Below are 13,550 nucleotides of genomic sequence, written 5' to 3'. Positions count from 1 at the left end.
TTCGATCGTTGCGACGACGGTTTCAGTTGTGTCTTGCATCGTGTGAATCGTTCCAGGGGAGTTCGTAGGTCGGATCGTTCGCGAAGCGATCGAGCGCCGCCGACAGCGACACTCGAGAGTCAGCCGGGAGCGAGATGCGGATCGCGTTCGATTCCGGTTGCCCGGAGTCGGTGCCCCACTCGAGCGACGTGAACTCGTGTTCGCCGTAGGCACCGGCCTGAACGAGTAGCTCGCGGTCCGTACCACCGCCATTGACTATCGTGAGGGAAACGCCCTCGCGAGAGACGTCCCCGACGAGCGCGGAGACGCCCGGCGGGAGGCCTGGACGCTCGCGCTCGGGATCGAAGTGTCGCACCTGCGCCATCACGATGCCGCCGTAGTAGACGGGTTGGGGCGCGCCCATCGTGAGCTGGAGCAGTCCGCGATGGAAGACGGGGTTCCGATCGCGGAGGTAGTCCTCGTCGACGTCGTCGGGAACGCTGCCTTCCTCGCGCATGAGCGCGAGCCGGTCCCGAACGTGGCCGTGGTTGGCTTCCATGATCCGCTCGGGATAGTCGGGGAACTCACCGTCGAGATATGCCATCCAGGCGTACTCGTGACCGGCGTCGTGTTTGTTCGACGGCCGGTAATCCACCTGCTTCCACTCCTGGGCCCCCCAGTCGCGAAGCCGATCGACGCGCTCGCGATCGCCCTCGGAGAGGGACATGTACCAGAGGTGGAACGCGTACGGATCGTCCCCGTGGGGCTTGAACTCGTACCAGCCGTCGCGCCACAGGACCTCACCGTCGTCCTCCGTGAGGACACCCGAAGCGTCGTAGTGGTAGTCACCGGGGTCGCCGTACTTGTGCGGAACGTACAGCGTGTCGTGGACGGGGTCCTCGCTCACTTCGATACCGTTCTCGATGAGAACGTCGAGTTGCGAGCGCGGGAATTCCAGATACTCTCGGTCACCGTCCAGAAGGACGGCGTTCTCCGCGGCGACCGTCGGCCCGATCCCGACGTAATGCCAGCCGCCCCACGACCAGCCGTAGTAGCCGCCGTACCACGCGCCGTCGGTGTACTCGCCGATCTCGCCCGATCGACCGACGTTATCGGGAACGATCCCGCCGTTCTCGGCCGTCCGCTCGCGCCAGGCCTCGAGGTAGTCGGTGACCCACTCCCGGTATCGGTCGTCACCGGTGTGGAGGTAGGCGTTAGTCATCAGGCTCGTCACGTTGAGGTTCAGCGGGATATCTCCCTTCGCGCACCGCTGGTCGAGTACCTCGAACAGTCGCTCCTCGTTCGCCGGGTCGAGCAGATCGGTGGCCTCGTCGAACTCGAGGTCCCGCCACGGGAGCCCGTGGCTCGCCCAGCGGTAGTCGGCGCCGTAGGGGTGGTGTTCGTACGCGGCGAAATCGCAGAAGTCGGGACCCATGCTCCCGTTCATCGGTCCCCGGACGAGCCGCTTCTCGCCGTCGTAGTTGTTCGCGTCCGCGTCGTCGAAGTACAGGCGAGCGAACGTCTCGGCCCGATCGACGACGGTCTCGTCGTCCGGTGCCGCAAGGCCCATATTGTAGGTGAAGAGGTTTCCCTCGCCCATGTGGAACCAGTCGCGACACTGCTCGAACTCGTCGACGACCATCGGATGGCTGAAGGGCGTCTCGGTGGCGCCACCCCGTCGTAGTGAGCCCTCGTAGGTAGTTCGGGCGTGGTCGAGGAAGCGTTCATCGCCGCCCATCGCGTACACCAGCGGCCAGTTGTAGAAGCCCTCGATCAGATCGTCGAAGCCGTCGACGCCGACGTGCTCTCCGGGCGGCCAGTACGGCTCTCCGTTCTCGCCGACGTACTCGTCGACGAATCGGTCGACGGCGTCTGCCATCGTCCCGAACAACTCCCGTTGTAACGTCGCCCAGTCGGGAGGACGCAGAAGCGAGTCGCTCGCCTCGATTTCGAACATACAGTATGCGGAGTGGGTCACACGGATTAATATTTGGGTGGTGGCAGAGCCGACGGCGTCGCAGCGTTCGATCTCTCGTCGATCGAGACGATGGTCGATATTCAGGCCATCCCGCCTACCCCTCGAGGTTCCCCTTCGACTCCCAGATTTCGGTGACGAGATCGACGAACAGCGCTGTTCGCTTCGGAATCCCGGCATCGGTCGTCTCGTCGATCGGACAGTTCTCGAGGTTCGAAACGAGGTCCTGCGTGTGGGGCATCTCCCCGACGACTTCGCGGACGTCGAACGTGATCGTATTGTCGTCGTCCGTCGATAGCCACGCGGCCGCGCTCTGTCTATCCGTGTATTCGACGGTGTACGTTTCTCCGCCGGCTAGTTCGACGATGCTTTCCATCGGTCCGACCTCGAGGCGGTGCTGATCGCGCTCCAAGTAGAGCGTCTCGGCTTCGATTTGGGGCTCGTATCGCGGGTGGTCAGTCATGGTGTGTTACCTGAACGCATCGGTCACGCGGGCATAAATGATGTGCTCTCCCGCGTCGATCCCTTTCGGCGCTTCCGAGGCGGTCGTCCGATTCCGGGGTTCGATCACCGGAGACGGCTGAAAAGCCGAGAGATACCACTGCGAGGACAGCGCGGGAACCGAGTGAATCAGACGCCGTAGGTTATCCCGCTCGAGCAGACGCGATCCTCGGTGCGAGTTATGGAATCTATCAGGAGCGAACCACCCGCCAACGGAGCCAAGTTCTCCGGCGCGCGCCTTCTGGGCTGAGACGTAACAGGCACAGATTTGATGCGGGCGGATTCGGCTTACGAGAACTTGGTGTTGAGTTCGATGACGTTCGCGGCTCGCTGGACGCTCTCGGCGAGTTCACCGTGGAGGTAGTCGTCCGTGATCCGACTGGCCGGACCGGTGACGCTGATCGCACCGAGCACCGTTTTCTCGCTTTTGACCGGCGCGGCAACGCAGCGGAGCCCCTCGATGTTTTCCTCGTCGTCGATGGCGTACCCCCGCTCGGTGATCCTGTCGAGTTCCTCGTAGAGGCCGCCGGGGTCCGTGATCGTCGTCGCCGTTTTCCGCGTGAAGGTCGTGTTGTCGACGATCGCTTCCCGACGGTCGGCCGGGAGAAACGCGAGGATCGCCTTGCCGAGGGACGTCGAGTACATCGGCTGTTTCCCACCGGCGCGCGACGCCGTTTCGACCGCCTGATTCCCCCTCGCCTTGTAGAGATACGATACTTTCATGTGCTCTTCGAGCCCGAACTGGGAGATTTCCTTGGTCTCGTTCGCCAGCTCGTCGACCTCGTTGACGATCACGTCGTAGTTCGCGACCTGGTCACGGACATCGTTCGCCATGTCCAGCACCTGAAGACTCAGCCGGTAGCCGTTCCCCGAGCGGACGATGATTTCCTGGCTCTCGAGCGTCCGGAGGTGACTGTGGATCGTACTTTTCGAGTGACCGAGCGTTTCTGCCAGTTCGGTCACGCTGATCTGATCGTTCTTCCGAACGGTATCGAGGATTTTGAATGCGATCTCTACCGACCGTATCCTGCGCCCCGTCGATTCGTTTGATGTTTTTGTCATACTGGAGTGTACCGTGTTTCAACCACATAAATTTGTTCCCCAGAAGGGAACCTCAATCGAAGCGACGGAATTCGAACGCGAATGATCACGACTATTCGTTCGGAACCGCTAACACAGAGTCTCCATCAGAGTCCGTGGGAATGATATCCAATCACGTTGTGGTCCTCTTCCTCCCGCGACTCGCCATACTGTTCTCACGAATTCATTTTAGGCCGATACAGAACAGATCATTGTTCCCTTTTCGGGAACACATCATACCGCTCGTTTCCGGGTCGTATCGGGTATGGGGACGGGTAATCCGGAACCGGCCGACCGATTCACTGGACAGTACTCGATTGAATTACAACCATAGGAAAGTAATATATAACGCTCCTCCATTACAAAGGTACCACTGTAAACATTCGGGAGGGGAGAATAAAAGGATTCGAGAGGAATACGGACGAGTCACTGTCTAGTTCTGTCTCCGCCCCCGTTTCGACGCCGTCGAGACGGGACGACAGAACGTGGTGGGCTTCTCTGCAAGCGTTTCGGCGTCGTCGAACACCGCGTCCGAGGGCGTCGTCGTCCACGACTCGCTTGAAGAGTCCGAGCTCAACGGCTTCGTCGGGGTCGATGTGGTGGCCCGTCACCAGCAGGTCCGTGCCGGCGCTCTCACCGACGACCCGGGGGAGTCGCTGCGCGTCGCCCCAGGCCGGAACCATCCCCAGACCGACTTGGAGAAAGCCGACTGTAGCGGACTTACCAGCGATCGATACGCCGAAGGCGAGTCCGAGTTCTCAATGGCCGCCGAGCGCGCCTCCGTCGATACCGGCGTCGGTACCGACGCCGAGATCGGCGGTTCACTTATGTTCAACGAAGGTTGACGGAGTGAAGCGTGACGTTTTCAACGTGATTTATTCCGAAAACGTACACCTCAGTCATATCATCGGCCGGTTCGACTCGAATCTTGTGGAGCGCGACGCAACACTGCAACTGTTGATGGAACTCAGTATTCAGCTCCATCTTGCCGGACTCTCGCTTTCAAATACTGTTCGTATTATCGATACATTCGGTGTTGGGACACCGTCTAGTTAGCGCAGTTGGAGCAGCGAACAGGTCGTGAAATCGAATCGGATTGCTGCTTGCAGACCTGTGCAGCGAGAGCTATGAGAAGGATCTATATGAGACAGTAGAACTGATTGCCCACCGTTGGTATGGAGAGTTGAGTAAGAGCAGCATCGATCGCTGTTGTGAGTTCAGTAAGTAAGTCAGAGAACCGGGTTGCGAAGGTCCAGTCGCGTTGCCCCGAGAACTCGACGGACGGCCGCGTGCCGCGCGGAAACCACGCGACGCGCGACTCAACTTGGACAGGTTTCCTGATTTGATCGATGCAGACTACTGTGGCGTCCATTTCCCGCCGCTTTGTTTGAGTTCGTCCGGAACGTCTCTTGCTCGTCAGCATCAGCTTCGGCGGCTGTACAGCGTGGTATTTGATATTACATTCCCGTTTCTTTGAGCAACCGCCGGCAACCCGGGATCACGTATTCGACAGTATCTGTTTCGTCAAGATACTGCTGGACGAGCGCCGGCATCCACGCTGGCGCGCCGATACCAACTTCCGAAAAATTCGTGGACAGTTCCTTCGAACTCTGTTAATTTTTTCTGATGGTTTTTTACTTTACCCCAGATAACTTAGTATTAGTAACAGCCTGCTCGAGCGACTCGTCGGTGTCAAGTCGATTGAGCCAGCTATAGATCGTCCGTCGTTGAACGTCGTACCACTCGGCGAGTTCAGTCTGCGTGACGCCGTTTTTGTACGGGATTGCGGCTAAGAGCCGTTGCGTCAGCTTCTTTCCGTCCACTTGTCGAGGGAGTTTTGCAATTCCCCGACAGAGATCTCGTCGAGATGATCCACTACAGTCAGCAACAACTTCCGGGTAGAAATTTTAACGTCTACTAAATCTTTTTCACGTCTCTGATAGGATAGGCCCCATATGGAGCCACAGTCACTCTTACGTATCGAGGGATTGGCCGCGCTGGGAATCGCGTTGGGGAGCTATTTCACGCTTGACGGACCAATTTGGATGCTGGTCGTTCTGGCGCTGTCTCCTGACTTGTCCATGATCGGGTATCTTGCAGGCCCACGACTCGGAAGCCTGAGCTACAATATCGTACATACGTACACACTACCGCTCGCACTCGGTGCCTTCGGATTCTGGGCAGATAGCCGACTAGCGCTTTTTATCGCACTGATTTGGGCAGGGCATATCGGCGTTGATCGAGCATTCGGCTATGGTCTCAAGTTTGAATCCGGGTTCACGGATACACATCTCTCCACCCAGCCAGCCCCACTTAAGCCCTTCACAGAAGATGACCGGTAACATATGTACTCTGCCGAATACTTGCTCTGGGCCTGTTTAAACACGTGATTTCATGGAGTGGGGTCTTCGATGGCGCGTTCGATGTTTCGGACCACGGATTTTATGGCAAGTTTGCGGAATTAACCGAACCAGGTTCTCGACCAGAGCATATCGCCGTATCTACGCTGGAGACCGAAAAACACCGAGCCAGCGTTCGAGCACTGATTATACGTGCGACCATCGATTAGGAGATTTCTCACGTAGCCCCGCAGGTCCATCACTCTCGTTGGAATCAGCGGTGTGATACCTTTTGATCGCAGTTTCGTACGGATTGCCTCCCAGTCGTAGCCCTTATCGGCAGTGATAGCGGTCAATTTGTCGAGATTCCGGACTATAACTTACCAACCGACCTATGTGACGTGTGGTTGTTTCATCAAACAGGCACCGTCTAGTTAGCGCGATTTGAGAAGCGAGCAGGTCGTAGAGTTGGTTTGATCATGCAGCTTGCAGACCTGCTCAGCGAGTGCTACGCGGTGGAATTTGATGAAGCTTGGGAGCGCGAGCGGACGGCGACGCCCGTCAGGGTGTTCGCGTCCGGCTTCACGCGACCGGCTGTTCACTTCGAGAGACACAAGCAATTCTTCGCTTGATCGGCGTTAAACGCTCTCATCAAGCAATCTGTCACTGGGTACATCGGCTGGCAGACAGTGTTCCAGACCCGCCGACGGTAAAGCCGTCGCGGGTCGTCATTGATGAAACTGCTGTCAAAATTAATGACGACTGGTCTTGGGTCTACGCTGCAATAGACCTAGACTCGCGGCTCATTCTCGATGTCGCAGTGTTCGGACGACGAGGCACTGATCCAGCCGCTGCATTCCTGCATCGATTAACCGAGAAACACGATCTCGACGAGACAGTATTTCTCGTCGCTGGCTACGTTTATCTGACTGCCCTCTCTCGATTAGGTTTGAGTGGTCAGCTCGACTACGTCGAGAGAAACCTGATCGAAAAGTGGTTTCAGACCCTCAAGATGCGGGTCGACCGCTTCCATAACTCGTAGGTGGGCAGTCGGGAGAGCGTCAGAGAGTGGCTTGAACAGTTTGTACATTATTATAACACACAACGACCGCACCAATCACTCAACGGACAAACGCCAGCAGAGGTGCTAAACTAGACAGTGCCAGTTGGCACAAAGCCTATTCCATCTGCCTGGAATGCGCAACCATGTCCCCACCCTCCAAGAGCAACGCCCTCCGCGCGGTGTTCAGTGACGTGTGTCGGGCTATCGGTGTCCTCCTCGCCGGTGGCCTCGCCATCGCCGTGCTGTCGCTGTGGCACCGGGCCATCTCGTCGATCCAGGTAGCTAGAGACGGACCCGGAACAAAAGAGCGCGACGACCCCGCACTCATTGAGTACGAACTCGACTGGTACCAGTACATCAAGGCCTTCGACGCCCACCACGGCCCCGGCGGGGGGCCCGACCGAGCTATCGATTCAGGGGCGTTCGTCCGCGGGCTGCGCGTGTGGTTGAAAACGCGTTGTCTCCGAGGCTACACGATCGAAAACGAGGTGTTCGTGTGCCCGAACGCGCCGCGGATGCTGCGCGTCCACCAGGCAGGCCACGCTCCCGCGTTCGGGAAGGGGCGACCAAGGTGACGGAATTGCGAAGGTGGAACGAGGGTTCGTCGTGGTCGTTCCCGGGACCCAACCCGGTGATAAGGCCGACGTTGAGATCACGGATGTGCGGGAGTCGGTTGCCTTCGCCGAGCCAGTGACCGATCCTGAAGTTAGATAACGACATCTCCCCAACGCCGTCTCCGGATTCATTAATGACTTCTACCAAATACAGTCATTAAGACGCTTCAGTGGGTGTGTTCCCCCCATGCATTCATTAAGCCACTTCAGTGAGTGTTTCCATTACATGTATTCATTACCTGTGTTCAACCACTGTGTTCATTCACTATGTTCACTGATGGTGTTCATCAGTGAACCCCACCACAACACATAACGAACTACAAGAATGAATGAACACACCGAACTTTCAAGATGGATGGTGTTCATGACGAGAGTATGTTAGCGTACTCGACGTACAGTGAGGCAGGTGGGGTGGGCAAAACGACGACAGCCGCAAACTTGGCAGTCGCACACGCACGAGCTGGCCTGAAACCGCTCGTCGTCCCACTCGATCCACAGGACGGCGATCTCTCCCGACTCTTCGGCGTCGACACGGACCGCACCGAGTCCGTCGATAATCTCGTCCGACATATGATTCGGCGGCCAAGTGGCGAGTTCGACGACCTCGTCCGGACCGTCGAAGGCGTCGACATCATCCCGGAACACAACATGCTCTCGGACCTCGCCGAGTACCTCCAGCGCGAGAAAGACCAAGCAGAAGCGATGGGGGAAGCGTTCGGGATGCACGCGCAGTTACTCCGTGTCCTTCGCGAAGCCGGCGTACCAGACGAGTACGACGTGCTCATCTGTGACCCGCCAGCGACCGAGGGCCCCCATCTCTACAACGCCATCCACGCCACGCGGTCGCTCGTCATCCCCGTCGAACCGAGCGCGAAGGGGCGGGCTGCCGTCGAGGGTCTCGAATCGCTTGTCGCCGGTCTCGAGGACCAACTGGACGTCGAAGTTGGCGTTCTTGCTGCGGTCCCGGTCGGGTTCAAAAACACACGAGACCAGCGGACGATTCTCGACGAAATCGAATACCCAATTCCCGAAATTATCGGGGAACGTGCGTCGCTCATGGAAGGCTGTTGGATGCAACAGTGTTCGGCGTTCGAGTACGTCCGAGAACACCGAGACCGGCAGCGGGACTACGAAATCGAGACACTCGCACAGTTCGACCGGATTGCACGTCACTTAGAGCAGCAAGTGGGGATTGAAGCGCCGAATCCGCCGGAGCCCGGTGACCTTGACCACAAGGTGCTATCCGCATGACTGGCATGAAAGAGGGAGCTGGCGAGGATCCTTTCGCCTCGAGCGACGAAAGTACGGATACAACTGAAGAAACGACAACGACTGAGACGGCCACATCCGAGTCCGAAACTGTGGAGACTGAGTCAACACAATCGTCTCGACAGAGACGATCGATGCAGATCCCGTACAAATTTCGGCGTGATGGCGTACAGGATGGCCGTGAACGCGTCCCGCTGTTCCTGCAGAGTGAAACCAAGAACAGTGAACGTGACGCCCAGCGAGAGCTCGAGGACCGCTTCGACGACGATGTCTCGCTTACCGACCTTCGGGAAGCTCTGATGAAGGCAGGGCTGGATCATCTCGATGAGGTCGAAGCGCATCTCGAAGAGTGGGGGTATGGACTGACCTTCGAAGAGTAGCCACTAGTCGTGGGATAGCTATGGGATCCAGAAACGGTTATGAAGACGGTCCGTGAGGATTCGCAGTTCGGAGATCTAGCTTGCGAAATGCGACGTTGTTAGTGCCACTAATGATGAGGACATCATGGAGAAACGACGGAAACGCGGGGTGTGGTCTCCTCGATTTCAGTCTCACCCTTCCACCGACCCCCAGTTACGACGGAAATGTGAATGTCTACCTGTTCGAGTTCACTCGTCTGCATTGACCGGGCCTTTGTATTTGGAGGTCACTTTTTCGCCTTCCCTCCACTGCCAGTAGTAGTAACGGTTGTCGTTGATTTCCTTGATTGTGATCGTCGCTTTTGCGGGGACGTCGTCCGGTAAGTCGTCTGGTCGCTCCTCCCCCTCGTCTTGGTCTGGCTCCTCCTCAAGACGAACTTCGCGTTCCTTGTGTTCGGCTAACTCCTCAGCGTACATAGCAACGTCCTGGAGACGGTCCGGAGTGAACTCATTAAGCGCGGTGACTATCTCCGTCGGAAGGTTCGTCGGTGGAGTCGGTGATTCGTAGGACATCGGCTGTTCTCGTGTTAACCAACACGGAAGACCAACCCATAGTTTTGTTGGTTAAGACAGTGATAGCGTTCCCTATCCACTTTGGAAAAGGCCTCACGAGTGGTCGTCAAGTTAGAGATGGACGAACAGATCGACGAAATCTGATACTGCTCTGATCGCTGCTCTCATCACCACAGTAGTTGACGACTACATGTTCGTACGTTCAGACGATGAGACAGGCATCAATTCAACAAGCACAGTCTAGTTTAGCACCTCCGCTGACGTCTGACAGTAAAGTGATTGGTGCGGTCGTTGTGTGTTGTAGTAGTGTACAAACTGTTCAAGTTATCCTCTAACGCTCTCCCAACTGCCCACCCACGAATTATGGAAGCGGTCAACGCGCATCTTGAAGGTATGAAACCACTGTGCGATCAGGTTTCGATCAACATTGGTGAGTGACCGCTCAATCCTAATCGGTAGAGGAAAGTCAGATAGCCGTAGCCACCGACGAGAAATATCGTCTCGGAGAGATCGTGTTTCTCGGTCAACTTATGCAGGAACGCAGCGCCTAGATCAGTGCCTTGTTGTCCGATAATTTCGACATCAAGAATCAACCACGAGTCGAGACCGATTGCATCATATACCCAAGACCAGTCGCCATTGATCTTGACAGCGGTCACATCAATGGCGAGCCGCGCCGGCTTCGCCGCCCTCATAACGCAAAGCGTTCTGATGGGCCACACGAGAACTTCGCTCTCGTGGATGTCGGCGGTCTGGAACGGTGTCAGCCAGCCGAAGAACCTATTGACAGATTACTTGATGAGAGCGTTCAACGCCGAGCAAGCGAAAAATTGCTTGTGTCTCTCGAAGCGAACAACCGTCCGCTCCCACGATTCATCAAATTCCGCAGCGTAGCACTCGCTGAGCAGGTCTGCGAGTGACATAGCCAAACTAACTCTCCGACCTGCTCATTCCTCAAACTGACCTACCTAGACACTGCCCTCCCCACAATTGTGGCAACCGTTTCACCAATGGAACCTCGCGACGGCGCCGCCCGTGTGGGTAGATAGCTCTGAGACGAGGTCCCGGTAGTTTAGCGAGCAGTCTTTGATCTTCGAAACGACTCGAGCCAGTGCGCGATATTCGTCCGCGAACAGCGCCTCGAGGAGCGCCTTATCGGGACTCATCGCCCGGATGTGTTCTCGCGAACGAACTCAATCGTCTCCTCGATCGATGTCCCGGGGCCGAAGATAGCCGAAATGCCTTCTGCCTCGAGTTCGGCGCGATCCTCTTCGGGGATCACGCCGCCAACGAGGACGAGCGTATCCTCCGTCGCCCCATACTCCTCGAGGCCGTCCATGATCTTTGGAACGAGCGTGTCGTGAGCGCCCGAGAGAATAGAGACGCCGAGGACATCGACGTCTTCTTGGACGGTAGCCTGGACGATCTCTTCGGGTGCTTTGTGCAGTCCGGAGTAGATCACTTCGAACCCGGCGTCACGAAAGGCGCGTGCGATGACGTGAGCCCCGCGGTCGTGACCGTCGAGCCCGACTTTCGCAACCATACACCGAATACTTCGCTGATCGCTGCCAGCACTCATAGGTCCGTGTTTCACGTATTCCCGTATGATACTATCGGAATGCCCGATGAAACCCAGTAGCCATTCACGAAGGAAAGTGGAGTTAGACCGTCTCGGCGATACCTTCTCTAAATCTGGTGAAACGGTTACTTCCGCTGCTCTCAGTGGTGGTAGACGAGGAGACGGATTACGCTATCTTTGAGCGGGGCGTAGATCGGAACGGGTCTCGACGCGAACGACCGAATAGGGCCTTCTCCAACTACGAGAAGAACGCGAGTCGTACACAGAAGGGATCAACGAATGAGCGGGGTCGCCTCACTCAGACGGGTGAGAGTTCCTCTTGATACGCGCCGTGGTGGTCCTCGAACACCTGCATGATTTCGCCCATCGAGGCGTACGCTTTCACCGCGTCAACGATGTACGGCATGACGTTTTCCTCGTTCTCGATGGCGTCGGACAGCGCCAACAGCGTCGTGTCGACTTCCTCGTCGTTTCGTTCGTCTCTGACACGCTCGAGTCGGTCGAGTTGACGCTCGCGAGTCGTCTCGTCGATTGTGAGGGTGTCCGGCGAGGTGTCCTCCTCGATGGTGAACTTGTTGACGCCGACGACGACTTCCTCGCCGTGTTCGACGCGCTGTTGGTACTCGTAGCTCGCCTCACCAATTTCGCGCTGGAAGTATCCCTGGTCGATGCCGGCGAGGACTCCGTCACGGATCGAGCCGTTGCCGATCTCCTCGATCTCCTCGATGTAGGACAGTATTTCGGCTTCCATCTCGTTCGTGAGTTTCTCGATCGCGAAACTGCCGCCCATCGGATCGACGATGTCGGCTGCGCCGGATTCGTCGGCGATGATCTGCTGCGTGCGCAGGGCGACGCGGACCGCCTTCTCGCTCGGAAGCGCCAGGGCCTCATCGAAGCTGTTGGTGTGCAGCGACTGGGTCCCGCCGAGGACGCCGGCTAGCGCCTGAATGGTAACGCGGACGATATTGTTCAGGGGCTGCTGGGCGGTCAGCGACTGGCCTGCTGTCTGCGTGTGAAACTTCAGCCGCTTCGATTCGGGTTGTTCTGCGTCGTACCGTTCGTCCATCATGCGGGCATAGATGCGACGTGAGGCCCGAAATTTTGCGACCTCTTCGAAGATGGAGTTGTGGGAGTTGAAGAAAAACGAGAGGAGCGGCGCAAACTCGTCGACATCGAGTCCACGCTCGAGGCAATCCTCCACGTATGCGAACCCGTCCGCGAGCGTGAAGGCGGCCTCCTGAGCAGCGGTCGATCCGGCTTCGCGGATGTGATAGCCGGAGATGGAAACCGGGTGAAAGTTCGGCGTTTCGTCGACGGCGAACTCGATCGTGTCCGTGACGATCTTGAGGGAGGGATCGGGGGGGATCACCCATTCCTTTTGGGCGATGAACTCTTTGAGCATGTCGTTCTGAAGGGTCCCCTTGACTTCGTCGCGGGGGATGTCCTGCTGGTCGGCCAGCGCAATGTACATCGCGTAGATGACGGCCGCCGAAGGGTTGATCGTGAACGAGGTCGACACGTCGCTAATGTCGATCCCGTCGAAGAGGATTTCCATGTCACGAAGGGTATCGACGGCGACGCCTTCCTTGCCCACCTCGCCCTCGCTCATCGGATGGTCCGAGTCGAGGCCCATTAGCGACGGCATGTCGAAGGCAGTCGAGAGCCCCGTTTGCCCCTCGTCGATGAGGTAGTGAAACCGCTCGTTGGTCTCCTCGGCGGTCCCGAAACCCGCGAACTGTCGCATCGTCCACGTGCGTCCGCGATACATGGTCGGATACGGTCCCCGAGTGTACGGCGGCTCGCCGGGGAAGCCGAGGTCATCGTCGAAATCGAGGTCGGCGATGTCGTTCGCCGTGTAGAGACGATCGACTTCGTGGTTTGAAACCGTCGCGAACCGCTCTTTCCGCTCGCCACGCTCCAGAAACGGCTCGAGCGTGTCTTCCTCCCACGACTCCCGTTGCTGGGAAATATCCGCCAGTTCTTGCTCGTCGAACATTGTCTACTGTATACAGACAACTATTCTAAAGTCTTGCCCTAGTCCAGTATCTGACCGGTCACAACAGGGTCTACCGAGCGGCGCTGGACTTGATGGTACGTCTCCGGAGACGCCGTGACGGCAACCCTCGAGCGAGCGGTCACCTGTCTCGAGACGGCACGCTACGGCCGGCCGGGAGGAACAGTGTCGCATGTCGTCTCAGTCTGACTGTCAACCCAGGGGT

Annotated in this window: 12 protein-coding genes and 5 pseudogenes; 8 read left to right on the top strand and 9 right to left on the bottom strand. The window is 57.6% G+C overall.

Translation table 11 applies throughout. The features are described from left to right. Positions 1–22: 22 nt before the first annotated feature. The 3 genes from LDH74_RS21855 to LDH74_RS21845 all read right to left on the bottom strand — a co-directional run bounded on the left by LDH74_RS21855 (position 23) and on the right by LDH74_RS21845 (position 3,517). Positions 23–1,936, bottom strand: a complete 1,914-nt coding sequence (locus LDH74_RS21855; RefSeq protein WP_226042860.1) for a hypothetical protein — start codon at positions 1,934–1,936, stop codon at positions 23–25. A gap of 115 nt (positions 1,937–2,051) precedes the next feature. Further along, positions 2,052–2,417 carry a hypothetical protein gene (locus LDH74_RS21850; protein WP_226042859.1) on the bottom strand — a complete coding sequence of 122 codons (366 nt, stop codon included), beginning with the start codon at positions 2,415–2,417 and terminating at the stop codon, positions 2,052–2,054. Positions 2,418–2,743: 326 nt separating this feature from the next. Further along, positions 2,744–3,517 (bottom strand): IclR family transcriptional regulator, encoded by a 774-nt coding sequence (locus tag LDH74_RS21845; RefSeq protein ID WP_226042858.1) that lies wholly within the window; start codon positions 3,515–3,517, stop codon positions 2,744–2,746. A gap of 506 nt (positions 3,518–4,023) precedes the next feature. On the opposite strand from LDH74_RS21845, the gene LDH74_RS26540 reads away from it, so the two are divergent. Together LDH74_RS26540 and LDH74_RS21835 are read left to right on the top strand one after the other, a co-directional pair. Next, entirely contained in the window at positions 4,024–4,380 is a 357-nt protein-coding gene (locus tag LDH74_RS26540; RefSeq protein ID WP_255681015.1) for a hypothetical protein, read from the top strand. A gap of 58 nt (positions 4,381–4,438) precedes the next feature. Further along, positions 4,439–4,573 (top strand): annotated as a pseudogene (locus LDH74_RS21835) (IS6 family transposase); the annotation flags it as partial. 100 nt (positions 4,574–4,673) lie between these two features. Here the strand turns inward: LDH74_RS21835 and LDH74_RS21830 are convergent. Continuing rightward, positions 4,674–5,411 (bottom strand): annotated as a pseudogene (locus tag LDH74_RS21830) (winged helix-turn-helix domain-containing protein). 79 nt (positions 5,412–5,490) lie between these two features. On the opposite strand from LDH74_RS21830, the gene LDH74_RS21825 reads away from it, so the two are divergent. The 6 genes and pseudogenes from LDH74_RS21825 to LDH74_RS21800 all read left to right on the top strand — a co-directional run bounded on the left by LDH74_RS21825 (position 5,491) and on the right by LDH74_RS21800 (position 9,200). Beyond that, the gene (locus tag LDH74_RS21825) at positions 5,491–5,877 is read left to right on the top strand and encodes a DUF4260 domain-containing protein (RefSeq protein ID WP_226042857.1); all 387 of its coding nucleotides are present in this window, start codon (positions 5,491–5,493) and stop codon (positions 5,875–5,877) included. A 476-nt stretch (positions 5,878–6,353) separates the two neighbouring features. Further along, positions 6,354–7,030, top strand: a pseudogene (locus LDH74_RS21820) (IS6 family transposase). Between the two features lie 50 nt (positions 7,031–7,080). Beyond that, positions 7,081–7,512, top strand: a complete 432-nt coding sequence (locus LDH74_RS21815; RefSeq protein WP_226042856.1) for a hypothetical protein — start codon at positions 7,081–7,083, stop codon at positions 7,510–7,512. Beyond that, a pseudogene (locus LDH74_RS21810) lies at positions 7,499–7,651 on the top strand (TRAM domain-containing protein); the annotation flags it as partial. The gene LDH74_RS21815 and the pseudogene LDH74_RS21810, both read left to right, overlap by 14 nt. Before the next feature lie 275 nt (positions 7,652–7,926). Continuing rightward, positions 7,927–8,802 (top strand): ParA family protein, encoded by an 876-nt coding sequence (locus LDH74_RS21805; RefSeq protein WP_226042855.1) that lies wholly within the window; start codon positions 7,927–7,929, stop codon positions 8,800–8,802. Then, on the top strand, positions 8,799–9,200 hold the full coding sequence (locus tag LDH74_RS21800; RefSeq protein WP_226042854.1) for a hypothetical protein: 402 nt from the start codon (positions 8,799–8,801) through the stop codon (positions 9,198–9,200). Before LDH74_RS21805 ends, LDH74_RS21800 begins: the two co-directional genes overlap by 4 nt. 228 nt (positions 9,201–9,428) lie before the next feature. Here the strand turns inward: LDH74_RS21800 and LDH74_RS21795 are convergent, their stop codons facing one another. The 5 genes and pseudogenes from LDH74_RS21795 to LDH74_RS21775 form a co-directional block, all read right to left on the bottom strand. Next, complete coding sequence (locus tag LDH74_RS21795; RefSeq protein ID WP_226042853.1) at positions 9,429–9,752, bottom strand: hypothetical protein; 324 nt, start codon at positions 9,750–9,752, stop codon at positions 9,429–9,431. Between the two features lie 240 nt (positions 9,753–9,992). After that, positions 9,993–10,675, bottom strand: a pseudogene (locus tag LDH74_RS21790) (DDE-type integrase/transposase/recombinase). A gap of 81 nt (positions 10,676–10,756) precedes the next feature. Beyond that, on the bottom strand, positions 10,757–10,918 hold the full coding sequence (locus LDH74_RS21785; RefSeq protein WP_345778571.1) for a hypothetical protein: 162 nt from the start codon (positions 10,916–10,918) through the stop codon (positions 10,757–10,759). Further along, complete coding sequence (locus LDH74_RS21780) at positions 10,915–11,331, bottom strand: cobalamin B12-binding domain-containing protein (protein ID WP_226042852.1); 417 nt, start codon at positions 11,329–11,331, stop codon at positions 10,915–10,917. The genes LDH74_RS21785 and LDH74_RS21780 overlap by 4 nt, the downstream gene beginning before the upstream one ends. A gap of 298 nt (positions 11,332–11,629) precedes the next feature. Next, complete coding sequence (locus LDH74_RS21775; protein ID WP_226042851.1) at positions 11,630–13,327, bottom strand: methylmalonyl-CoA mutase family protein; 1,698 nt, start codon at positions 13,325–13,327, stop codon at positions 11,630–11,632. Positions 13,328–13,550: the final 223 nt, after the last annotated feature.

Origin of the sequence: Natrinema sp. DC36 (assembly GCF_020405225.1) — an archaeon.
GTDB lineage: Archaea > Halobacteriota > Halobacteria > Halobacteriales > Natrialbaceae > Natrinema.
Note: the sequence above shows the minus strand (reverse complement) of the source record. Positions and strands in the feature narration are given on the sequence as shown.